We start from the raw sequence: 21,401 nt of genomic DNA, 5'->3' as shown, positions 1-21,401 counted from the left end.
ATGAAGGCTCCTACAACTCATGAGGGGTACTTCATGAAAAAGATCGCATTGGCTCTTTCCATCGGTGCTGCTTCGCTTCTGTCGGTGGGCACGTTGGCTGTTCCCACGGCCGCACAGGCACAGCCCGTCACCATCCAGGTGGCGCCGCCTCCGCCGCGCTCCGAACGCGTGCCGCCTCCGCGCCGCGGCTATGTGTGGGCGCCGGGGCACTATGAATGGCGCGGTGGCCGCCACGTGTGGGTCCGCGGCTACTGGGTGCGCGCGCGTCCGGGCTATGCCTACCGTCCGCCGGAATGGCGCCAGGACGGCGACCGCTGGCAATACAACAGGGGCGGTTGGGACCGCGATGGCGACGGGGTGCCGAACCGCTACGACCGCCGGCCGGACAACCCGAATCGCAACTGACGGAGGGACTCAGCGGAACACGACGGTGCGGTGGCCGTTGAGCAGCACGCGGTGCTCGCTGTGCCACTTCACCGCCCGCGCCAGCACCTGGCTCTCCGTGTCGCGGCCGCGGGCCGTGAGGTCTTCGACCGTGTCGGTGTGGTCGGCGCGTTCCACGTCCTGCTCGATGATCGGGCCTTCGTCGAGGTCGGCCGTCACGTAGTGGGCGGTGGCGCCGATCAGCTTCACGCCGCGGTCGTGGGCCTGGTAATAGGGCTTGGCGCCCTTGAAGCTGGGCAGGAACGAGTGGTGGATGTTGATCGCGCGGCCAGCCAGGCTGCGACACAGGTCGTTGCTCAGGATCTGCATGTAGCGCGCGAGCACCACGAGCTCGGCGCCCTCGGCCTCGATGATTTCCAGCTGCTTCGCCTCGGCCTGCGCCTTGGTCGCGCCCGTCACCGGGATGTGGTGGAACGGCACGTTGTAGCTCGCGGCCAGCTGGTAGAAGTCGCGGTGGTTCGAGATGATGGCGCGCACGTCGATGGCCAGCAGGCCGCTCTTCCAACGGAACAGCAGGTCGTTGAGGCAATGGCCTTCCTTGCTGACCAGGATCACGGTCTTCATGGGCTCGGCGGCGGCATGCAGCTGCAGCTTCATGCCGAAGCCGGCGGCGAAGGTCTTCAGTTCCTCGCGCAGCGTGGCTTCGCTGTGCTCGCCGCAGGCGAAGCGCACCCGCATGAAGAACAGGCCCGTGTCGTGGTCGTTGTACTGGGCGGCCTCTTCGATGTTGGCGCCCCGTTCGAGCAGGAAGCCCGACACGGCGTGCACGATGCCCGTACGGTCGGGGCAGGAGAGGTTCAGGATGTAGGCGGGCGAGGTGGGCGTAGTGGTCGTCATCAGGGGCGTGATTGTCGCAGGGGTGCCAGAATCGCGATTTTCCTCGACCACATAACCGCAGGAGCGAGACATGGCCCAGCAGGACTTCAACATGGACAACCAATGGTTGCCCTTCACTCCCAACCGCCATTTCAGGAAAGACCCGCGCGTCTTCGTGGCGGCCGACGGCATGGAGTTCACCACGCACGACGGCAAGAAGGTGATCGACGGCATCTCCTCGCTGTGGTGCGTGGGCGCGGGCCACAACCGCAAGCCCATCAACGAGGCGATCAAGAAGCAGCTCGACACGCTTGACTACGCCACCGCCTTCCAGGTCAGCAACGACCGCGCCTTCAAGGCGGCCGAGATGATCGCCTCGCTCGCGCCCGGCGATCTCAACAAGGTGCTGTTCTGCAACTCGGGCTCGGAAGCCGCAGACACCTCCATGAAGGTCGCGCTTGCCTATCACCGCGCGCGCGGCGAAGGCCACCGCAACGTGTTCATCGGCCGCGAGAAGGGCTACCACGGCGTGGGCTTCGGTGGCATGTCCGTGGGCGGCATTCCCGGTAATCGCAAGGTGTTCGGCTCGGCCTTCCTGCCGCGCGTGGACCACATGCGCTTCATCCACGATCCGGTGAACCATGCCTACATCCGCAACGAGGAGCCGGTGTGGGCCGAAGACCCGCTGGTCGAGCTCGAAACGCGCATCCTGCCGCTGCACGATGCGAGCAACATCGCCGCGATCATCGTCGAGCCGGTGGCCGGGTCGGCCGGCTGGTACCTGCCGCCCAAGGGCTACCTGAAGCGCCTGCGCGAGATCTGCGACAAGCACGGCATCCTGCTGATCTTCGACGAGGTCATCACCGGCTTCGGCCGCATGGGCACCAACTTCGCGTCCGACTATTACGGCGTGGTGCCCGACATGCTGAACTTCGCCAAGTGCGTGACCAACGGCGTCATTCCGCTCGGCGGCGTGATCTGCCGCGACAAGCTCTACGACGCGATGATGAAGACCGACGCGCCCGAGCACGTGGTCGAGTTCTTCCACGGCTACACCTACTCGGGCCACCCGGTGGCCTGCGCCGCGGCCATCGCCACGCTCGATCTCTTCAAGCAGGAGAACCTGTTCGCGCGCGCCGGCGAGATGGGCAAGGTGCTGGGCGATGCCTTCCACAGTGCCTTCAAGGGCCTGCCGAACGTGATCGGCATCCGCAGCCTGGGCCTCGCCGCCGCGGTGGAGCTCGCGCCCATCGCGGGCACGCCGGGCAAGCGCGCCTACGACATCTTCCTGGACTGCTTCCACAAGGGCGCACTGGTGCGGCCCGCGGGCGACGTGCTGGTGATCGCGCCGCCGTACATCGTGGAAAAGTCGCACATCGACACGCTGGTGAACACGCTGGCGGATTCGATCAGAAAGCACGCCTGAGCGGGACGGCGGCACTTGCGCAAGCCGGCGACGCGAAGGCCATTCGGAGGATCGCGGCGCATGGAAACCCTGCGACTTTCGTTTTGAACTGACGGTCGACGAAGCATTTTTACCGCTTTGACAGGAGTCAGCGGGAGCCTCATTCTTCAGCCCGCATCACAAGGCTGGAGATGAGGACTTCAAAAAATATCGAATCCTGGACGAATCAACCGCTTCACGCGGGTCGCCAGATTCTTCTCGTCCTGATGACGCTCGGCTCTGTCAGCGCCTGGTTGTTGTTCTGGTTCGGTGACTAGGTTCGAAGCGCTCACGCCTTCGGCTGCGGCCTGGCCAGCCGCTTGAACTCGGCGCAATAGTCTTTCTCGGGCAATGGCGGCGTCTGCCATGTGCTGTCGTAGTCGCCCGCTGCCACGTCCGCCGGAGCGGGAGCGGCGCGCATCTGCACCGTGGCAACCTTGACGTCGTCGGGCAGATGCTGCGGCACGCCGAGCGTGCGCACGACGTGGCCCGCGCCGGCGATCAGCAGCACCGTCTGGCCCGGCCGCCTCGCCTTGACGATGGCCTGCGCCATTGCACGGTCGCGGCCCACCTGGATGCGCGTCATCGGGACGATCTGGGACTCGGGCAGCATCTGGCAGTGGCCCTCCCGCACGGCGTCCTGCTGCACGGCATAGGCCTCGCCGTTGAGCTGCACGTCGAGCGAGACGTCGGCCATGGCGTCCTTCATGCGCGTGCGCGGCAGGTTGGCGCCGACCACGGGCACGCCCGCGCGCACCGCCACCATCACGGTGGGGCCGTAGTTGGCCCAGGGCCAGGCCTTGTCGCTCCAGTCGAGGGCCGCCTGCACCTGCGCTTCGGTGGCGGTGGGGGTGATGCGCGCGGTGCTGCGGCCTTCCTCGGCCATTTCGAGCGCAAGCGCGGCGAGATGGCCGCGCGCGACCAACGCCTCGACGGCTTCGCGCTCGATGGCGTGGTGCTCGGGGGCGTCGTGTTGCTCGCCGAGCAGCAGGGCGTCGACCGGCTGGAGTGCTGCGATGCGGCGCGCGATGGGCGCATCGGCGCCGGGAGGCAGCGCCGAACAGCCCCCGAATGCGGTGGTGGCGAGCAGGGGAAGAAGCAGGCGCCAGGGAGTCCGCAGGGGCCGGTTTGGAGGGGGCATCACGCCATACTATGCCTCGGCACGCGCCCGCCGTGCCGTCCATTTCCGCTTTTCCTTGTCGTCTCTTTCGGTCTCTTCGCTGACCCGAGATTCAGGGGATCCGTTGCCCGGTGCTTCATGAAAAAAGCGCCCCGGGCAGGGCGCTTTGTCATTGGAGGCCGAATTTGCGTCAGTGCACCAGCACCGGCGTGTGGGCCAGCTCGGCGTAGCCTTCGAGCGTGTCTTCGACTTCTTCCTGGGTGGGGGTGTTGAGCTGCCAGGCGGCGATCTGCTGCTGGAACAGCTCGGCCCAGGAGCCGTCGAGGTAGACCTCCTTGCCCGAACGCTTGTCCACGATCTCGAAGCCGTGACGCTCCAGAACCGGCACGTTGGGTTGCGCGGGTTCGTCGCCTTCATTGGGCTGCACGTGGACGACGACGAAAGACTCCGAGTCATAAAGCATGTTCATGGCGGGCCCTGTGAGGATGTCGATGGCGTTCATGGAGGTTACATAGCAATCAACGCGCCAGTTTCAAGACAGGTTGTCATTCTTGTAAAACCAACGGGCTAATTTCTTGGCTTTTGCTCCGATGGAATGACTCTCCTCAGTTCGGGGCGGCCGCGGGTAGGGGTTTGCGCAATTGGGCGTCAGCGAAGTCCCCGTTGGGTTCCGTCTGCCGGATGCGCACGGGCAGGTAGCCGTACGCTGGCGCAAGCCAGAGCTCGAGTTTTCGGTCGAACTCCCGCCGAGGGGTGCGGGTGAGCTTGCGCGTGACGTATTCGCCGGCCGGAAGGCTCACGTTTTCTTCGTCACCGACCACGAAGACCCAGACGTCGGCATCGCGCGGCCCCACGGTCTGGACCGAAATCCGGGTACCTGCCGGATAGCGACCGGGGCTGGCCGCCAGCAGGCCGCCGAGCTGCATCATCACGCTCATGCGGTCCTGCGCGCCGGCCAGCAGGGGCACGGGTGGCGCGTTGTTGCTGAACACGATCTGCCCCTGGTCGCGCACGAAATGAGAAGCCACCTCGGACTTGCGGCTTTCGGAGTACCGCTCGGGCTCCAGCCCCGAGGGGCCGATGCGGCCGGTGCTGTGCCAGTTGAGCAAGGTGAAGAACACCGCCTTGAGCGTCAGTCGCCCGTCGTAGCGGCTGCCGTCCTGCAGCCAGACCAGTTCGCCGAACACGCCCCGCTGCGGCGAGGCGCCGGACTGGCCGGTGGCCTCGAAGTCCAGCGTGACCGAGCCGGGGATCTTCATCGCCTGGGTGCCGGCGATGGTGCCCGAGGCCTCGCCGCCGGCCGCCGCAGCTGTACCGGTTCCGGTGCCACCGGAGGGCGATGTCGCGCCGGCCGGGGCACTGGCCGCTGCTTCGGGCGGTGTTGCTCCTGAATTGGTAGCGGCCTGGGCTGTCGGGTCGGGCGTTTCGGGGGGCGGCAGCGTGGTGGCGTCCGGCTCCCGCGAAGACGCCGGCTCGACCGGGGCCGGCTTCGGTTTCGGCTTGGGCACCGACGCCTCGCGCGGGCGCTTCGGCTTGGGCGGAGGCGGCGGCCTGGCCTCGGCGGGCGCGGCCGCCGGAGCGGGCGCCTCGGACGCCGGTGGTGCGATCACGATGGTGCGCGTGCTGAACTTGCTTGCCAGCGGCGAAGGCTCCGGCCCGACCGCCACCGGCGCCAGCCCGAGCAGCAACAGATGGACCAGCCCCACCAGCAGCGTCAGCCCGATCAGAACCCGCCACGACGGACGCCCCGGCAGCCCGGGAGGCAGCGATGGCGAGGAAGAGGGGGCAACGAGCGTCGGCATCGGTATGTGGAGTGAGGCGCCGGCCCGGAGGTTCACGAAAGACCACCTCGGTAAACTGCCGCCCGTTCAACCAGTTTAAGTGGGAGCGGCGACCGGCCCGTGCCGGCGCCCCGTCCCTGTTCTCACGCACGCACCGCATCATGAAACTCGCCACCCTGAAGGACGGCTCGCGCGACGGTCAGCTCGTCGTTGTCTCGCGCGACCTCACGCTCGCCCACTACGCCACCGACATCGCGAGCCGGCTGCAGCAGGTGCTGGACGACTGGGGCTTCATGAGCCCGCAGCTGCAGGACCTGTACGACGCCGTCAATACCGGCCGTGCGCGCCATTCCTTTCCCTTCGATCCGGCCATGTGCATGGCCCCGCTGCCGCGCGCCTACCAGTGGGCCGATGGCTCGGCCTACCTGAACCACGTCGAGCTGGTTCGCAAGGCGCGCAACGCCGAGGTGCCCGAGAGCTTCTATACCGACCCGCTGATGTACCAGGGCGGCAGCGACGACTTTCTCGGCCCGACCGACGACGTGGTCGTGCCCAGCGAAGCCATGGGCATCGACTTCGAGGCCGAGATCGCGGTGATCACCGGCGACGTGCGCATGGGTGCCACGCCCGACCAGGCGCTCGACGGCATCCGCCTCGTGATGCTGGCCAACGACGTGAGCCTGCGCAACCTCATTCCGGCCGAACTGGCCAAGGGCTTCGGCTTCTTCCAGAGCAAGCCCGCCACCGCCTTCAGCCCCGTAGCTGTGACGCTCGACGAGATCGGCGAGGCGTGGCAGGACGGCCGCGTGCACCTGGCGCTGCAAAGCAGCTGGAACGGCCGCAAGGTCGGCCTGTGCGATGCGGGCCCGGAGATGACTTTCCACTTCGGTCAGCTCATCGCCCACATCGCCAAGACCCGCAACGTGCGCGCCGGCAGCATCGTCGGCAGCGGCACCGTGAGCAACAAGGGCGTCGAGAAGAAGGACGGCCAGATGGACTGGCCCAAGGGCTATTCGTGCATCGCCGAGAAGCGCTGCATCGAGACCATCCAGGTCGGCCAGCCCTACACCGAGTTCATGAAGTTCGGCGACACCATCCGCATCGAGATGAAGGGGCTGGACGGGCGCTCGCTGTTCGGCGCCATCGACCAGGAGATCGTGTCCACGGCGGGGCGGCCGAAGGAGGCGCCGGTGTCGCTGGTGAAGCCGCAGCAGGGCGATGCGCCGGACGGGGCGCAGCCGGAGCAAGAAGCTTCCGAAGACTGAGGGGCTGGCTCAGTGCGGCCCCGCGCCGCGCAGCAACTCCTTCTGCGACCGTATCCCCAGCCGCCGGAACGCCCGGTACTGGTGGGTGCGCACCGTCGTCAGCTCCACGCCGATCTGGCGCGCGGCTTCCTTGGCCGTCCGGCCCGCCATCAGGTGGCCGATAACCTCGCGCTCGCGCAGGCTCAGCTTCAGCAGCCGCGAGGCGAGGACGGGCTCCACCGGCTCCCGCGCGGCCACTGCGCTGCGGCCGTGCGCGGCGGTGGCATCGGCCAGGAGCGTGGCGTGCGCCTCGATGCGCTCGAAGTCGGCCGCGCCGAATTCCGGCTGCGCGAGGCTGCGGTAGAAGCTCACGGCCACGCGCTGGCCCGTGGGCTGCAGCAACAGCACCGAGGCGCGCTCGCGAATGCCCACGTCGCCATAGCAGGCGGCGCGATACACCGGGTCGGCCACCTCGTCGGCGCGCTGGTGGCCCATCCAGAGTTGCGCGCGCTTGGGCAGCTTGCGCGCCGCCAGCCAGGCCATGTTCGGGTCGAGCAAATCGAAGCGCTGCGCCACGTAGCGTTCGGACGTGCGCTCCGCCGTGCTGCCATAGCTGCTGGCGGCGGACACGAGCTCGATGCGCCCGGCGGCATCGACCACGAACACCGTGCAGAAGGTCACCGGCATCACGCGCTGCATGGCCTTGAGATAGCTGGTCGCCAGCAGCGGCGTGCCCACGCCGGAGAGCACGTCGCCGACCACGGCGGCGGCCAGCGTGGTGTCTTCGGCGGGGTGGATGCGCCAGCGTCTCATGCGTGGGGAAAGAAGAAGGAAAGGGCGCGCATACGGGTAACTACCTCGTACGAAGTTATGACATTGCCGCTCCTCGCGCATCGGGACAATCCCGCCGGATGACGAACTCCCCCGCTGCCACCCTCGGCGATGCCGCGAGCGGCCCCGTGCCGCCGAAGTCCGGCGCCGACGCCGGACTGCCGCCCTCGGTCGGCGCCTTCCACTACACGCGCTACGAATCCCGAACGCCCGCGCTCGGCCCCGGCGGCGCCGAACCCGGCCGCCACCCCGTGGTGATTGTCGGCGGCGGCCCGGTCGGCATGGCGCTCGCGCTGGGGCTCGCGAACCACGGTGTGCGCTGCGTGATCCTCGAGGCCGACGACACCGTGTGCGTGGGCAGCCGCGCGGCCTGCATCTCGCGCCGCAGTCTCGAGATCATGGAGCGCCTGGGCGTGCTGCCCGGCTTCATGGGCAAGGGCCTGCCCTGGACCGGCGGCCGCAGCTTCTACAAGACGGCCGAGGTGTTCTGCTTCGAGATGCCGCACGACGCGCAGCAGAAGCTGCCGCCGATGATCAACCTCGAGCAGTACTACGCCGAGCACTACCTGCTCGAAGAGATCTTCCGCCGCAACGAGGCGACGCCGGGGCTCATCGACATCCGCTGGGGCACCGAGCTCACCGGCCTCGCGCAGGACGACGACGGCGTGACGCTCGACGTTCGCAATGCCGAAGGCGCATACCGGCTGCACGGCCAGTGGCTCGCAGCCTGCGATGGCGGCCAGAGCTTCGTGCGCAAAACGATGGGGCTCGCGCTCGAAGGCACGGGCTACGAAGGCCGCTACGTGATCATCGACATCGAGCTCAAGAGCGGCCACCCGACCGAGCGCCGCGCGTGGTTCGACCCGCCGTGGAACCCGGGCTCGACCGTGCTGATGCACCGCCAGCCCGACGACATCTGGCGCATCGACTACCAGCTGCGCCCCGGCCAGAGCACCGAGGAGGCGCTGCAGCCGCCAGCCGTGGCCGAGTTCGTGCAGCGCCACCTCGACGCCATCGGCGAAGGCCATCTGCCGTGGAAGACGGTGTGGACTTCGGTCTATCGCGCCGGCGCGATGACGCTCGACAGCTACCGCCACGGCCGCGTCGTGTTCGCGGGCAACGCGGCGCATGCGATGCCGATCTTCGGCGTGCGCGGGCTCAACTCGGGCTTCGACGACGCGGACAACCTCGCGTGGAAGCTGGCGTTCGTCGCCAAGGGCCTGTCGGATGCGGCGCTGCTCGATTCGTACTCGCAGGAGCGCATCGCGGCTTTCCACGTGAATGCCGAGAACGCGATGCGCAGCACCGAGTTCATGTCGCCGCCGTCGCGCGGCTTCGACCTGCTGCGCGAGGCGGCGCTGTCGCTGTCGGAAAAACACCGCGGCATCGCGCAGCTGATCAACCCCCGCCAGACGCAGGCCGTGTGCTACGTCGATTCGCCGCTGTCGTCGGGCGAAGGAGATGCATTGACGGCTGGCCCGCTGCCGGGCGAGGTGATGCCGGAGCAGCAACTCGAACAAGGCCATCTCACCGACTGGATCGCGCCGACTTTCACGCTGCTGGTGCTGCGGCCCGAGGTGGCCGCGCCGCCCGCCGCCGACGTCGCGCAGGCACGGCAGGGCGCGCTGCCCTTCGTCGTTCGCAGCATTGCGAGCCTGGGCTCCGGCGGCGCCGATGCGCATGCATCCCCCGCCGTCTTCGAAGTGCTCGGCGCACAGGACGGCGCGGTCTACCTGCTGCGCCCCGACGGCCACGTGGCCGCGCGCTGGCATCGCCTGCCGCCCGGCGCCCTGCAACCCGCACTGGCCCGCGCGGCCCAGGAGCTCCCCGCATGAGCACGACACCGCTGAACCCCGACGCCCGCGACCGCCTCTACGCCGAGTGCGCGCGCGCCATCACCGAGGCGGGCGCCGAGCGCGAATCGCTGTTTCTCGCGCGGCTTGCGCTGCTGCTGTTCGAACAGGTCGGCGACGAGGCGCGCTGCCGCGCCGCGCTGGCCGACGCGTTGCACGCGCTGCCCGTACCATCGCTGTCCGCTTCCGAATCACAAACAACGACTGGAGACTGATCCATGGATCGCCGCACCCTTCTCGCCACGCTCGCTTCCGGCGCCGCCGTGGCCGCCACGCCTTTCGCCCATGCGCAGGAGTACCCCGCGCAACTCGTCAAATGGGTGGTGCCGTATCCGGCGGGCGGCGGCACCGACGTGATCGCGCGCGTGCTGGCCGAATCGATGCGCCAGACGCTGGGCCAGCAGATCGTGGTCGACAACCGCCCCGGTGCCTCGACCAACATCGGCGCCGACATCGTCGCCAAGAGCAAGCCCGACGGCTACACGATCATGTCGGCCGACAACGCCGTGCTGGCCTTCAACGAGCACCTGTTCAGCAAGCTGCCGTTCAACCCCGAGAAAGACTTCACCTACATCGGTGCGATCGGCAAGTTCCCGCTGGCACTGGTCGTGCATCCGGACTTCCCGGCGAAGAACTTCAAGGAGTTCCTCGCCTACGTGAAGGCCAACCCCGGCAAGGTCAACTACGCCTCGCCAGGCAACGGCTCGCCGCACCACCTCGCGATGGAGATGTTCAAGGTGCGCACCGGGACCTTCATCACCCACATTCCGTACCGCGGCGCGGCGCCGGCCATGGCCGACGTGATGGGCGGACAGGTGCCCTGCATGTTCCTCGACCTGGCTTCGGGCCTGTCGATCATGCAGGGCAACAAGGTGCGCGTGCTGGCCATCGGCTCGGGTGCGCGCAGCAAGCTGCTGCCCAACGTTCCGACGCTGGCCGAAGTGGGCGTGCCCAACACCGAGGTGTTCGCGTTCCAGGGCATCCTGGGCCCGGCGGGCCTGCCGCCGGCGGTGGTGAACAAGCTCAACGGTGACCTGAACAAGGCCTTCGGCACGCCGACCGTGCAGAAGCGCTTCGACGATTTCGGCATGGAAGCGATGCCCGGCACGCCGGCGCAGTTCGCGGCGCTGTCGCGCGCCGAGTCCAGGCGCTGGGGCCCGATCATCAAGCAGGCCGGTATCAAGCTGGACTGAAGCCGCAAAGGGGACTCTCCCCCCTCGTGAAACTCCGAGGAACCGGCGTTGCCGGGCCTCTGGTGTTGCCCCGGGAGGGGGGCGAGCCTATTTTTTCGAGCCGTCCTCGACGACCTCGTCGTCGCGCAGCAGATCGCCGTTCTCGTCCCAGGCACGCTCGCGCGTCACGCGGCCCTTGGCGTCGAATGTCGATTCGGCCAGCAGCGTTCCCTTTTCGCTGAAGCGCTGGTGGGTGCCCACCGGAATCTGCCGGCCGCGGCCCACCACCTGGTAGCGGCCCTGCGCGGCGCGCTGGCCGCTGTCGTAGAACTCGGTGATCTCCACCGTGCGCGTGTCGCCGCTGCCGCTGTAGGCGGATTTGCTGCTCGGCTGGCCGTTGAGGTGGTAGCTGTCGTCGACGATCGGCTCGCCCGCGCTGTTCCAGCGCTGGTCGCGCACCAGCGCGCCTTTTTCGGAGAAGGCCTGCTCGCGCAGGCGCACGCTTGCGCGCTCGATCAGCAGGTACACCGCCTCGCGGCGCTTGACGCCTTCGGACGAGTAGTTCTGCTCGGTGCGCTGGTTGCCGACGATTTCGTCGATCGCCGCGGTCTTGCCGTTGTCGTAGAAGCTCTGCGAGCGCACCCGCTTGCCCGACACGTACGACAGCCGCGAGCGCAGGGTGCCGCGCGAGTCGAACAGTTCGACCTGCGACGGGCCGGTGCCTGTAAAGCCGCAGAGCCTGGCGTCATCGACCACCGGGGCCAGCGTGGGCGCGTCGGCGCAGCGCAGCGCCGACAGCTGGCCGTGCTCGGTGAATTCGACCGACGCGCGTTCGCTGCCGCTGCCGGTGTCGGGATAGAAGATGGCGCGCCGCAGCCGGCCGTCGGGGTAGAAGCTGCGCACCAGCCCACGCTCCTGGCCGTCCTCGTAGGTGGCGTCGCGCAGCACGCGGCCCGTGGGCGAGAACTCGCGGGCGCGGCCCTGCAGGTTGCCCTTGGCATTGAGCGTGTGCTCCTTGGCGAGCCTGCCCTTCTCGTAGATGCGCACCAGACCCATCGACACGCCGTTCTGCACCTGTTCCTCGCGCTGCAGCTCGCCGGTTGCGCGGTCCTTGCAGCGCAGCAGGCCGGTCTTGCCCGCGGTGCTGCTGCCGTCGGCCGGGTTCACGCTGCGGCCGTTCAGCTCGCAGTCCGGCTGCGCGTGCGCCGTCGCGGCGCCGAGCAGCGCGAGCAATGCGGCGGCGCCGCGGAGGGCGGTCCGGCGCGGGGTCATGTCACTTGTCGTAAAGCGTGTCGAGCGAGCGGAAACCCTTGACCTCGATCGGATTGCCGAACGGGTCGAGGAAGAACATCGTCCACTGCTCGCCCGGCTGGCCCTCGAAACGCACCTGCGGCTTCAGCACGAACTCGGTGCCGGCGGCTTCGAGCCGTGCGGCCAGCGCCTGCCAGTCGGGCAGGGCCAGCGCGAGGCCGAAGTGCGGCATCGGCACCATCACGTCGCCGACGCGGCCGGTGCGGGCGGTGGCGAAGGGCTCGCCGAGGTGGAGCGAAACCTGGTGGCCGAAGAAGTCGAAATCGACCCAGGTGTCGGTGCTGCGGCCCTCGGCGCAGCCGAGCACGCCGCCATAGAAGCGGCGGGCGACGTCGAGGTCGCGAACATTGAAGGCAAGGTGGAAGATGCTCTGCATGGTTTCGGATTATGGGCAGCGGTGCTGTGAGAATGCCGGACTTTCTTTCATCGTGGAGCAAGCCTTGCGGATACTCCGGACCCTCGCCGCGCGGATGTGCGGCATCGCTCTTCTGCTCACCTTCGCGGCTGCGCACGCCGCCTGCCCGCCCTCGGCCATCGCCAGCCTCGAAAAGCCGGGCATGGGCGTGCGCAACGGCATCGACCGCGGGGTGCTCTGGCGCATCGAGCGCGACGGGCGCAGCTCGTGGCTCTACGGCACCATCCATGTCGGGCGCGGCGACTGGGTGCGGCCCGGCCCGGCTATCCAGAAGGCGCTCGCGGAGAGCGATGTGCTCGCGCTGGAGCTGGACCTGCACGACGAAGCCACCGCCCGGACCATGGGCCAGCCGGCCGATCCGGCATTGCTGGCGCGCATGCTCAGCGGCGAGCGTGCCCGCCGGCTGGAGCGCCAGAACGCCGAGGCCTGCGTGCCGCCTGGCACGTTGTCGAAGCTGCAGCCGATCCTGCAGGTCACGGCGCTGGCCGGCCTGGCGGGACGGGCCGACGGGCTGTACCCGGAATTCGGCGTGGACGAGACGCTGGCGGTTTCCGCCCGCAACGGCAACAAGCCGATCGTCGCGCTCGAAAGCGCGGCCGAGCAGCTGAAGGCGCTGACCGGCGAATCCGAAGCCGAGGAGGCAGAGCAGGTCGATGCGGCGCTGGACGAACTGGAATCGGGCAAGCTGCGCGGCCAGCTCAAGGAGCTGGCCGACGTCTGGGCGCGCAGCGACGCGGCCAAGCTCGCCCGCTACCCCGAGTGGTGCGACTGCCTCAAGACGACCGCCGAGCAGCGGCTGATGAAGCGCCTGCTCGACGACCGCAACCCGAACCTGGCCGACGGCATCGAGCGCCTGCACTTCGGTGGCAAGCGCGTGTTCGCGGCGGTTGGTGCGCTGCACATGATCGGCCCGCAGGGACTGCCCGCGCTGATGGCAGCGCGCGGCTTCACCGTGACGCCGGTGCTGACCGATGCACAGGCGCAAACGGCGGTGCCGATGCCGGCGCTTGCGGCGCCTTCGCCAGCGCCGAAGGCCGTGCGCGGCGGCAAGGCCGCCAAGGGTCAACGTGGTCAGAAGGGTGCGCCTGCTGCCGCAGCAAAGGGCGGTAGATCGGCAAAGGCTGCGCCTGCCGCCAAAGGGGGCAAGGCGCCTGCCAAGGGCAAAGTGCGCAGATAATCGCGACCGCCATGCACACGCTGCGCCACCCCACCCGCTTCCTCGGCCTCGTCGGCCGCTGGGTGCTGCTGTGGTTCGTGCTGTCGCTGGGCGTGGCGGTGGCGTCGCCGCTGGTGAACCCGCAGGCCATGGAGCTGGTGTGTTCCAGCGCCGGCTCGATCAAGGTGGTGGTCCACACCGAAGACGGCGCGCAGGAAATGGGCGCCTCGCAGATGGACTGCCCGCTGTGCGTGCTGACCGGCGCACCGCCGCCGGCCGTGGCCGCTCCCGTGTTCGATCTTCCCTTGCCGCTGGGCCGCGTGGTCCAGGCCATTCCCGCCGCGCGCCTGGCCGCGGCCACCGCGGCGCCGCTGCCGGCGCGCGGGCCCCCGGCTTTCTCCTGACGCTCTCAAAACCGTAGCTGCACGCGCGCGACCGAAGCGCATGTGCGGCCTGTCCGGCTTGAAGTTTCGTGGAGAATTCCTCTTGAAAAAGCATTCCCGCGCCCTGGCGATCGCCATGGCATTTCCCTTTGGCGCGCCTGTGCTGGCGCAGCAGTCCGCCGAGACGCCTGAAGGCGGCACCGGTGGCCGCGCGCTCGGCACCATCACCGTGACCGGCGGTCGCCCGACCTCGCTGCCGACGCAGATCCCGACCACCATCGAAGGCGTGACGCACGAGCAGGTCGTCGAAACCGTCAACGCCACCGACAGCGAAGACGCGCTCAAATACCTGCCGAGCCTGGTCGTGCGCAAGCGCTACATCGGCGATTTCAATCACGCCGTGCTCGCCACCCGCGCCTCGGGCACGGGCAACAGCGCGCGCTCGATGGTGTATGCCGACGGCATCATGCTGTCGAACCCGCTGGGCAACGGCGCCACCTACGCGCCGCGCTGGGGCATGGTGTCGCCAGAAGAAATCGAGCGGGTCGACGTGCTGTACGGGCCGTTCTCGGCCGCGTACCCGGGCAACTCGGTGGGCGCGGTGGTCGACTACGTGACGCGCATGCCCACGCAGCTGGAGGCGCACGTCAAGCTCAGCGGCTTCGCGTCGAACTTCGACCTGTACAACAGCCATTCGTCGCCGGCTGGCCAGCAGCTCGACCTGTCGCTGGGCAGCCGCAGCGGTGACTGGTCGTGGTGGCTCAGCGCGTCGCGCACCCACAGCAAGGGGCAGGCGCTGGTGTTCGGCAACCGGCTGGTGAGCGCGGGCACGGTCGGCAGTGCGGGCACGCCGGTGACCGGCGCGGTGCTCGGGCTGAATCCATCGAACCAGCCGTGGTGGCTGGTGGGCGGTTCGACTATCTACGACACCACGCAGGAGCAGGCCAAGCTCAAGGTGGCCTACGACTTCTCGCCCACGGTGCGCGCCACCTACACGCTGGGTGCATGGAACAACACCACGCACGGCAGTGTCGACACCTGGCTGCGCGACGCCCTCGGCCGGCCGGTGTACGGCGGGCGCGTGAACATCGGCGGGCGCACTTACAACCTCGATTCGCCGAGCGCCGCGCTCGCGCCGACCGAGACCGCGCTCACGCACTACATGCACGGCCTCTCGGTGAAGAGCCACACCGGCGGCGTGTTCGACTGGGAGGTGGCGGCGAGCCTGTTCGACTATTCGCGCGACACCTCGCGCACGCCCACCACACCGCTGCCCGGCGCCTTCAACGGCGGCCCGGGCCGCACCACCGACATGGGCGGTTCCGGCTGGAACACCTTCAAGGCGGCCGGCACCTGGCGGCCCACCGGCTCGGCCGAAGGCGTGGGCGCGCACGTGGTCGACTTCGGCTTCCAGCAGGACACCGCACGCCTGCGCACAAGCGTCGGCAACACGCTCGACTGGATCAATGGATCGCCCGTCTCGCCGTTCTCGGCCTTCAACGGCAACACCCGTCTGCAGTCGCTCTACGCGCAGGACACCTGGCGCTTCGCGAAGGACTGGAAGACCACGCTCGGCCTGCGCCACGAGCGCTGGCAGGCCTACGGCGGCCAGCTCGGCAACGCGAGCACGCTGCTGAACTTCACGCCGCGCAAGAACAGCTACGACTCGCCCAAGGCCGCCATCGCGTGGCAGGCCACGTCCGACTGGCTCTTCAAGGCCTCGACCGGCCGCGCGGTGCGCATGCCGACGGTGAGCGAGCTCTACCAGGGCTCGATCGACGGCAACCGCATCGTCAACACGAATCCGAACCTGCGCCCCGAACGCTCGTGGACCACCGAGCTCAGCGCCGAGCGCGACATGAAGGGTTGGGGGCTCGACGGCGTGCTGCGCACCACGCTGTTCTTCGAGAACACCAAGGACGCGCTCTACACCCAGGCACTCACCAACCTCGTAAGCACGGTGCAGAACGTCGACGCCATCCGCACGCGCGGGCTCGAAGTGGCGATGAACGCGGTCGACGTGGGCGTGCGGGGGCTCGACCTGAGCGGCAGCCTCACGCTGACCCGCTCGAAGATCACCGCCAACAGCGGCTTTGCGGCCAGCGTCGGCCGCGACCAGCCGCGCGTGCCGAAGGTGCGTGCCACGCTGCTCGCCACCTACCGGCCGGACGCCCGCTGGAGCTACACCGTCGGCGCGCGCTACAGCGGCAGGCAGTACGGCACGCTCGACAACAGCGACCCCAACGGCGCCGCATACATGGGCTTCTCGAAGTTCTTCGTGGTCGACGCGCGCGTACGCTACCGGATCGACCGGCAGTGGAGCGCGTCCTTCGGCATCGACAACCTGAACAACAACAGGTACTGGGCCTTCCACCCATACCCGCAGCGCACCTATGTGGCCGAACTCAAGTTCGACCTTTGACCCTCTTCCACTTCAAGGATCTTTCGCCATGAATGCCTCGACCACTCTCAAGACTCTCGCTGCCTGCGCCATGCTGACGGGCGTTGCTGCCGCCTCCGCGCATGTCTCGCTGCCGCCGGGCGGCGCCACTGTGGGCAGCGACTACAACGCGGCCTTCCGCGTCGGCCACGCCTGCGAAGGCGCCAAGACCACCACCGGTCTCGCCGTGCGCCTGCCAAAGGGCTTCGTGCTGAGCGACGCACAGGCGCGCAAGGGCTGGAAGCTCGACGTGCAGAAGGGCGGAGCGGGCGGCGATGGCGAAGTGCGCTGGACCGCCGAGAAGCCCGAGAACGCGCTGCCCGGCAGCGAGCGCGCCGAGTTCGTGCTGCGCGGCAAGGTGCCCGCGGCACCGGGCACGCTGTGGTTCAAGGTGCTGCAGACCTGCGACGTCGGCGTGGCCGACTGGGCCGAGGTGCCGGCCTCGGGCAATTCGACCAAGGGGCTGAAGAGCCCCGCCGCGAAGCTCGAAGTGGTGGCGCAGGGCGTGGCCACCGTCGACGTACGCGATGGCTGGGTGCGCCAGTCGGTGCCGGGCCAGAGCGGCACTGGCGCCTTCATGAAGCTCACCGCACCCACCGGCACGAAGCTGGTCGGCATCTCGACCCCGGCAGCCGGCATTGCCGAAGTGCACGAGATGAAGATGGAAGGCGACACCATGAAGATGCGCGAACTCACCGGCGGCCTCGACCTGCCCGCGGGCCAGACCGTCGAGCTCAAGCCCGGCGGCTATCACGTGATGATGATGGACCTGAAGGGCCCGCTGGCCAAGGGCGCGAGCGTGCCGATGACGCTGAAGTTCGAGGACGCCAAGGGCGTGAAGACCGCGCTGGACCTGGCGCTGCCGGTGGGCGCGCCCGAAGGTGCCGATGCCGCCGGCCCAGCGCATCAGCACAAGCACTGAGCCTCTTCAAAGCAGCTGGTCGGGCGCCAGCGGCCCGAAGAGCTTGAGCATCAGCCGCAGCATGGGGCTGGCGTCGGGCTCGGTGCGGGTGTCCTTCAGGTCGCTGCCTTCGGGCGCGTGCCACTGCAGCGATCCATCCACCAGGTCGACGTGCCAGGAGCGCTCGCGCATGCCGCGCTCGATCTGCTCCAACGCCGCGCGCGAGAGTTCGTTGCTGCGGATCAGCAGCGCGAGCTCGGTGTTCTGCAGCTGCGAGCGCAGGTCGAGGTTCATCGAGCCGACCACCAGCAGCCGGCCATCCATCACCAGCACCTTGGAGTGCAGCATCGCGCGCGATTGACCGGGGGTGCTATCGCCCTCCGAGGAGCCGAAGACGTTGCCGAGGCTCGCCTGCTCGCTGCGCAGTTCGTAGAGCTCGACGCCCATCCTGAGCAGTTCCTCGCGGTGGCGCGCGTAGCCCACGTGCGCCACCGGTGCGTCGTTCGAGGCCAGCGAGTTGGTCAGCACGCGGATGCGCACGCCCCGCCCGCGGGCTTCGGAAAAAGCCCGCAGCATGTCCTTGCCGGGCACGAAGTAGGGCGAGATGATGACCAGGTCGGTGCGCGCCTGGCCGATCAGCTGCAGGAGGCCCTCGACCACCGTGTCGCCGTTGGCCGCCCGATCGGAGGCGGCTTCCAGCGATGCCGCACCGCGCGAGGTGCCAGCCTTGTCGTCGGGCCGGCTGACCAAGAGGCCCGGTGCCTTCGCATTGCTGGGATCCGAGTCGGCGGGGATCTTGCCGGGCTTGTCGGCCAGCATCACGGCCGGGGCCCAGACGAAGGTGGCGGTGCGCAGGTCCAGCGGCTTCTCGTCCCAGGCGCGGGCGCGCTGGGCGGCGGTGGGAGGCGCGTTGGGGAGCGGCTCGCCGTTCGGTGGTTTCGGGTTGCCGTTCGCGTCCTGGGCGCGGGCCGATTCCTCGGCCAGTTCCTGGTCGGCCTTGCGCGCGCGGTCGCGCATGGCCTGCAGCTTCTCGCGCGTGATCAGCGATTGCACGGGGTAGGCGCGCTCGTTGTTCCAGTAGCTGTCGAAGCTGCGCGAGAGATCCTGCACGATGGGACCGGCCGCCAGCACGTCGACGTCGATGAAGTTGCCGTTGATCGCGTTGCCGAAATACGCATCGCCGAGGTTGCGCCCGCCCGTGACGGCGAGCACGTTGTCGGCAATGAACAGCTTGTTGTGCATGCGCTGCTGGATGCGCGAGGCGTCGTCGATCGAATTGAGGAAGCGGCTGATGCGGGAGTCGCGCGAGCCCGCGAGCGGATTGAACAGCCGCATCTCGATGTTCGGAATGAAGGCCAGCCCCAGCACCGCCGCGTCGCGGCCGGTGGTGTGGAAGTCGTCGAGCAGCACGCGCACCCGCACGCCGCGCTCGGCAGCTCCCCGCAGGCCGCGCATAAGGCGGCCGGTGCTGGCATCGGCGTGGATGGCGTAGTACTGCAGGTCCAGCGTCTTCTGGGCACCCTCGATCAGTGCCAGCCGGCTGCCGTACGCCGCTTGCGGGCCCCCCATGAGCATGAAGCCGGATTCATAGCGGGCCTTGTCGGCCTGCCGGCGCTGCTGCACCAGGTCGGCCAGCGCGGTGCCGCTGGCTGGCGAGGCGATCGCGGTCGAGACGGGGCGCTCGACGTTCTGCGGCAATTGCGCGCAGCCGCAGAGGAACAGGAGCGCCAGGAACGCGCCGAGCGCGGGAAGCGCGGCGGATCGGCGGCAGAACGCCTGGAAGGAGGAAGGCATGCGGCTTCTCCCGGTGATGAGATAAGCAGCATGTATAGCCTAGTCGGCGCCTGCCGCGCGTCGGACAGGCGGACGACCGGCATGGGCGTCAGCGCCCGGCGACCAGCTCTTCCTGGCGCTCGAGGGCGGCGAGCAGTTCGTCGTCGATGTTGGCGTGGCGCTCGGCCAGCTCGGCGGCGCGAGAGGCATCGGTGGCGTAGATGGCGCCGCCGTCGAGTTCGAGCATCTCGGTAATGCGCTTCTGCTCGGCTTCGAGGGCTTCGATTTGCGCGGGGAGGGCGTCCAGTTCGCGCTGCTCCTTATAAGAGAGCTTCTTGCGGGCGACGGCTGTCCGGGGGGCTGCCGCGGGTTCCGCGGCCGGGGCGGGCGCAGGTGCTGGGGCGGGTGCCGCGGCGAGGCGCTGCTCGGCGATCTCGCGGGCGCGCCTGGACTGGATCAGCCAGTCCTGCACGCTGCCTTCGTATTCGCGCCAGCTGCCGTCGCCTTCGTAGGCAATGGTGCTGGTCACCACGTTGTCGAGGAAGGTCCGGTCGTGGCTCACCAGGAACACCGTGCCGTCGTAATCCTGCAGCAGGGTTTCGAGCAGTTCGAGGGTGTCGATGTCGAGGTCGTTGGTGGGTTCGTCCAGCACCAGTACGTTGGCCGGGCGGGCGAACAGGCGGGCCAGCAGCAGGCGGTTGCGCTCGCCGCCGCTGAGGGAGCGGACAGGGGAGTTGGCGCGTGCCGGCGAGAAGAGGAAGTCCGAGAGGTAGCTCTTGACGTGCTTCTTCTGGCTGCCGATCTCGATCCACTCGCTGCCGGGGCTGATGAAGTCTTCCAGCGTGGCGTCGAGGTCGAGCTTGTCGCGCATCTGGTCGAAGTACGCCACCTGCAGGTTGGTGCCGCGGCGGATCTTGCCGGTGTCGGGCTCGAGCTCGCCCAGGATCAGCTTCAGCAGCGTGGTCTTGCCCGCGCCGTTCGGCCCGAGCAGGCCGACCTTGTCGCCGCGCAGGATGGTGCTGCTGAACTTGCGGATGACGGTCTTCTCGCCGAAGGACTTGGTGGCATCGGTGAGCTCGGCCACGATCTTGCCGCTGGACTGGCCCGAGGCCACGTCCATATTGACGCTGCCTTGCACGTTCCGTCGGGCGGCGTGCGTGGCGCGCAGTTCCTGCAGGCGGTTGATGCGGCTCTGGCTGCGGGTGCGGCGTGCTTCGACGCCCTTGCGGATCCAGATCTCTTCCTGCGCCAGGAGTTTGTCGGCCTTGGCGCTGATCACGGCTTCCTGGGCGAGCTGCTCTTCCTTCTGCAGGAGGTATTGCTCGAAGTTGCCGGGGTAGGAGCCCAGCTTGCCCCGGTCCAGCTCGACGATGCGGGTGGCGACGCGGTTCAGGAAGCTGCGGTCGTGGGTGACGGTGACGACGCTGCCCTTGAAGTCGATCAGCAGCTGCTCGAGCCATTCGATGGAGTCGAGGTCCAGGTGGTTGGTGGGTTCGTCCAATAGAAGCACGTCGGGTGCGGCCACCAGCGCCTGGGCCAGTGCGACGCGCTTGCGGGTGCCGCCGGAGAGCGACCCGACGCGGGCGTCGCGGTCCAGGTGGAGGCGGTGCAGCGTTTCTTCCACGCGCTGCTCCCAGTTCCAGGCGTCGAAGGCTTCGATCTGGGATTGCAGGGCGTCCAGATCGAGGCCGTCCGCACCGGAGAGATAGAGATCGCGAATGGCAATGACGGGGCCCAGGCCCTGGCTGGCTGCGGTGAATACATCCGCGTCCATGTCCAGCAAGGGTTCCTGGGCGACATAAGCCACCCGGAGGTTCTGCTGCAACTGGAGAGTGCCGTCGTCGGTCTTCTCCAGGCCACCCAGTATCTTGAGCAGGGAAGACTTGCCAGCACCGTTGCGGCCGATCAGGCCGATACGCTCCGATTCGAGAAGAGAGAAGTCCGCATGATCCAGCAGCGGGACGTGACCGAACGCGAGCTGGGCGTCGAGGAGTGTGATGAGTGCCATGTGGCGCGGATTATCGGAGGAGCCGATGTCAGGGCCTGGTGGCGGAGGAGGAGGCCGCCCCGTGCGAGGGGCTTGAGGGGCCTTCTTCAAGTTTCTTGCGGACAGTCTTGCAAGGTCCGAAAACTGTCATATACTCGTGGGCTTCGCTGATGAATACCGCAAGGTGTTCGAAGCAAGCAGTTCTCCCCGGAGCCCTGCTTGCGAGTCGGCAAAGAAAGTCTTCAAAAAGTTTGACTGGTGTTAAAAAACCGGTGCATAATCGAAGGCTTCGCTGAAACGGCTTCAGCGGCTTGCAGTGAAAGTTGTGGG

The 21,401-nt window shown here is 68.3% G+C and carries 19 protein-coding genes; 10 read left to right on the top strand and 9 right to left on the bottom strand.

Translation table 11 applies throughout. The features are described from left to right. Positions 1-33: 33 nt before the first annotated feature. The gene (locus ASD05_RS10025) at positions 34-405 is read left to right on the top strand and encodes a YXWGXW repeat-containing protein (RefSeq protein WP_056591201.1); all 372 of its coding nucleotides are present in this window, start codon (positions 34-36) and stop codon (positions 403-405) included. Positions 406-414: 9 nt separating this feature from the next. On the opposite strand, the gene purU is transcribed toward ASD05_RS10025, so the two are convergent. Continuing rightward, positions 415-1,281 carry a formyltetrahydrofolate deformylase gene (gene purU / locus ASD05_RS10020; RefSeq protein WP_056591194.1) on the bottom strand — a complete coding sequence of 289 codons (867 nt, stop codon included), beginning with the start codon at positions 1,279-1,281 and terminating at the stop codon, positions 415-417. A gap of 70 nt (positions 1,282-1,351) precedes the next feature. Here purU and ASD05_RS10015 point away from each other — a divergent pair, with 70 nt between their 5' ends. After that, positions 1,352-2,686, top strand: coding sequence for an aminotransferase class III-fold pyridoxal phosphate-dependent enzyme (locus tag ASD05_RS10015; protein ID WP_056591191.1), 1,335 nt, complete (start codon positions 1,352-1,354; stop codon positions 2,684-2,686). A 307-nt stretch (positions 2,687-2,993) separates the two neighbouring features. Here the strand turns inward: ASD05_RS10015 and ASD05_RS10010 are convergent, their stop codons facing one another. The 3 genes from ASD05_RS10010 to ASD05_RS10000 form a co-directional block, all read right to left on the bottom strand. Continuing rightward, entirely contained in the window at positions 2,994-3,845 is an 852-nt protein-coding gene (locus tag ASD05_RS10010) for a ChaN family lipoprotein (protein WP_056591188.1), read from the bottom strand. A gap of 169 nt (positions 3,846-4,014) precedes the next feature. Next, positions 4,015-4,326: a DUF3567 domain-containing protein gene (locus tag ASD05_RS10005; RefSeq protein WP_007835970.1), complete on the bottom strand. Its 312-nt coding sequence runs from the start codon at positions 4,324-4,326 to the stop codon at positions 4,015-4,017. A gap of 103 nt (positions 4,327-4,429) precedes the next feature. Beyond that, the gene (locus ASD05_RS10000) at positions 4,430-5,626 is read right to left on the bottom strand and encodes a DUF3108 domain-containing protein (protein WP_056591183.1); all 1,197 of its coding nucleotides are present in this window, start codon (positions 5,624-5,626) and stop codon (positions 4,430-4,432) included. A gap of 140 nt (positions 5,627-5,766) precedes the next feature. On the opposite strand from ASD05_RS10000, the gene ASD05_RS09995 reads away from it, so the two are divergent. Continuing rightward, positions 5,767-6,870 carry a fumarylacetoacetate hydrolase family protein gene (locus ASD05_RS09995; RefSeq protein WP_056591180.1) on the top strand — a complete coding sequence of 368 codons (1,104 nt, stop codon included), beginning with the start codon at positions 5,767-5,769 and terminating at the stop codon, positions 6,868-6,870. Between the two features lie 9 nt (positions 6,871-6,879). On the opposite strand, the gene ASD05_RS09990 is transcribed toward ASD05_RS09995, so the two are convergent. Then, a complete protein-coding gene (locus tag ASD05_RS09990) occupies positions 6,880-7,662 on the bottom strand; it encodes a helix-turn-helix transcriptional regulator (RefSeq protein WP_056591174.1) in 783 nt (260 codons plus the stop codon). 98 nt (positions 7,663-7,760) lie between these two features. Here ASD05_RS09990 and ASD05_RS09985 point away from each other — a divergent pair, with 98 nt between their 5' ends. Genes ASD05_RS09985 through ASD05_RS09975 form a run of 3 tightly spaced genes read left to right on the top strand, consistent with a single transcriptional unit; the run spans position 7,761 to position 10,726 of the window. Further along, positions 7,761-9,515 (top strand): FAD-dependent monooxygenase, encoded by a 1,755-nt coding sequence (locus ASD05_RS09985; RefSeq protein WP_056591171.1) that lies wholly within the window; start codon positions 7,761-7,763, stop codon positions 9,513-9,515. Beyond that, positions 9,512-9,748 (top strand): hypothetical protein, encoded by a 237-nt coding sequence (locus ASD05_RS09980; protein ID WP_007835963.1) that lies wholly within the window; start codon positions 9,512-9,514, stop codon positions 9,746-9,748. The genes ASD05_RS09985 and ASD05_RS09980 overlap by 4 nt, the downstream gene beginning before the upstream one ends. Before the next feature lie 3 nt (positions 9,749-9,751). Further along, positions 9,752-10,726, top strand: a complete 975-nt coding sequence (locus tag ASD05_RS09975; protein WP_056591169.1) for a Bug family tripartite tricarboxylate transporter substrate binding protein — start codon at positions 9,752-9,754, stop codon at positions 10,724-10,726. A gap of 87 nt (positions 10,727-10,813) precedes the next feature. Here ASD05_RS09975 and ASD05_RS09970 read toward each other — a convergent pair whose 3' ends face one another. Then, the gene (locus ASD05_RS09970; RefSeq protein WP_056591166.1) at positions 10,814-11,977 is read right to left on the bottom strand and encodes a toxin-antitoxin system YwqK family antitoxin; all 1,164 of its coding nucleotides are present in this window, start codon (positions 11,975-11,977) and stop codon (positions 10,814-10,816) included. A 1-nt stretch (position 11,978) separates the two neighbouring features. Then, entirely contained in the window at positions 11,979-12,392 is a 414-nt protein-coding gene (locus tag ASD05_RS09965; RefSeq protein ID WP_056591163.1) for a VOC family protein, read from the bottom strand. A 64-nt stretch (positions 12,393-12,456) separates the two neighbouring features. Here ASD05_RS09965 and ASD05_RS09960 point away from each other — a divergent pair, with 64 nt between their 5' ends. The 4 genes from ASD05_RS09960 to ASD05_RS09945 all read left to right on the top strand — a co-directional run bounded on the left by ASD05_RS09960 (position 12,457) and on the right by ASD05_RS09945 (position 17,332). Then, positions 12,457-13,608 (top strand): TraB/GumN family protein, encoded by a 1,152-nt coding sequence (locus tag ASD05_RS09960; RefSeq protein ID WP_056591161.1) that lies wholly within the window; start codon positions 12,457-12,459, stop codon positions 13,606-13,608. Between the two features lie 11 nt (positions 13,609-13,619). Continuing rightward, a complete protein-coding gene (locus tag ASD05_RS09955; RefSeq protein WP_056591155.1) occupies positions 13,620-13,991 on the top strand; it encodes a DUF2946 family protein in 372 nt (123 codons plus the stop codon). 115 nt (positions 13,992-14,106) lie between these two features. After that, a complete protein-coding gene (locus ASD05_RS09950; protein WP_056591311.1) occupies positions 14,107-16,392 on the top strand; it encodes a TonB-dependent receptor in 2,286 nt (761 codons plus the stop codon). Positions 16,393-16,420: 28 nt separating this feature from the next. Continuing rightward, positions 16,421-17,332: a copper chaperone PCu(A)C gene (locus ASD05_RS09945; RefSeq protein WP_056591152.1), complete on the top strand. Its 912-nt coding sequence runs from the start codon at positions 16,421-16,423 to the stop codon at positions 17,330-17,332. Between the two features lie 6 nt (positions 17,333-17,338). Here the strand turns inward: ASD05_RS09945 and ASD05_RS09940 are convergent, their stop codons facing one another. Continuing rightward, positions 17,339-19,105, bottom strand: a complete 1,767-nt coding sequence (locus ASD05_RS09940; RefSeq protein ID WP_056591148.1) for a phospholipase D family protein — start codon at positions 19,103-19,105, stop codon at positions 17,339-17,341. Between the two features lie 88 nt (positions 19,106-19,193). Then, positions 19,194-21,092: an ATP-binding cassette domain-containing protein gene (locus ASD05_RS09935; protein WP_007835946.1), complete on the bottom strand. Its 1,899-nt coding sequence runs from the start codon at positions 21,090-21,092 to the stop codon at positions 19,194-19,196. Positions 21,093-21,401: the final 309 nt, after the last annotated feature.

Source organism: Variovorax sp. Root434, from assembly GCF_001426595.1.
Lineage (GTDB): Bacteria > Pseudomonadota > Gammaproteobacteria > Burkholderiales > Burkholderiaceae_C > Variovorax.
This window is presented reverse-complemented; position numbering and strand designations above follow the sequence as displayed.

Coding starts and splice junctions, on each gene's coding strand:
- ASD05_RS09945 (WP_056591152.1), top strand. CDS start 16,421: ATGAATGCCTCGACCACTCTCAAGACTCTCGCTGCCTGCGCCATGCTG.
- ASD05_RS10025 (WP_056591201.1), top strand. CDS start 34: ATGAAAAAGATCGCATTGGCTCTTTCCATCGGTGCTGCTTCGCTTCTG.
- ASD05_RS09985 (WP_056591171.1), top strand. CDS start 7,761: ATGACGAACTCCCCCGCTGCCACCCTCGGCGATGCCGCGAGCGGCCCC.
- ASD05_RS09990 (WP_056591174.1), bottom strand. CDS start 7,662: ATGAGACGCTGGCGCATCCACCCCGCCGAAGACACCACGCTGGCCGCC.
- ASD05_RS10015 (WP_056591191.1), top strand. CDS start 1,352: ATGGCCCAGCAGGACTTCAACATGGACAACCAATGGTTGCCCTTCACT.
- ASD05_RS09970 (WP_056591166.1), bottom strand. CDS start 11,977: ATGACCCCGCGCCGGACCGCCCTCCGCGGCGCCGCCGCATTGCTCGCG.
- ASD05_RS09955 (WP_056591155.1), top strand. CDS start 13,620: ATGCACACGCTGCGCCACCCCACCCGCTTCCTCGGCCTCGTCGGCCGC.
- ASD05_RS09995 (WP_056591180.1), top strand. CDS start 5,767: ATGAAACTCGCCACCCTGAAGGACGGCTCGCGCGACGGTCAGCTCGTC.
- ASD05_RS10010 (WP_056591188.1), bottom strand. CDS start 3,845: ATGCCCCCTCCAAACCGGCCCCTGCGGACTCCCTGGCGCCTGCTTCTT.
- purU (WP_056591194.1), bottom strand. CDS start 1,281: ATGACGACCACTACGCCCACCTCGCCCGCCTACATCCTGAACCTCTCC.
- ASD05_RS09950 (WP_056591311.1), top strand. CDS start 14,107: ATGGCATTTCCCTTTGGCGCGCCTGTGCTGGCGCAGCAGTCCGCCGAG.
- ASD05_RS10000 (WP_056591183.1), bottom strand. CDS start 5,626: ATGCCGACGCTCGTTGCCCCCTCTTCCTCGCCATCGCTGCCTCCCGGG.
- ASD05_RS10005 (WP_007835970.1), bottom strand. CDS start 4,326: ATGAACGCCATCGACATCCTCACAGGGCCCGCCATGAACATGCTTTAT.
- ASD05_RS09940 (WP_056591148.1), bottom strand. CDS start 19,105: ATGCCTTCCTCCTTCCAGGCGTTCTGCCGCCGATCCGCCGCGCTTCCC.
- ASD05_RS09975 (WP_056591169.1), top strand. CDS start 9,752: ATGGATCGCCGCACCCTTCTCGCCACGCTCGCTTCCGGCGCCGCCGTG.
- ASD05_RS09935 (WP_007835946.1), bottom strand. CDS start 21,092: ATGGCACTCATCACACTCCTCGACGCCCAGCTCGCGTTCGGTCACGTC.
- ASD05_RS09980 (WP_007835963.1), top strand. CDS start 9,512: ATGAGCACGACACCGCTGAACCCCGACGCCCGCGACCGCCTCTACGCC.
- ASD05_RS09965 (WP_056591163.1), bottom strand. CDS start 12,392: ATGCAGAGCATCTTCCACCTTGCCTTCAATGTTCGCGACCTCGACGTC.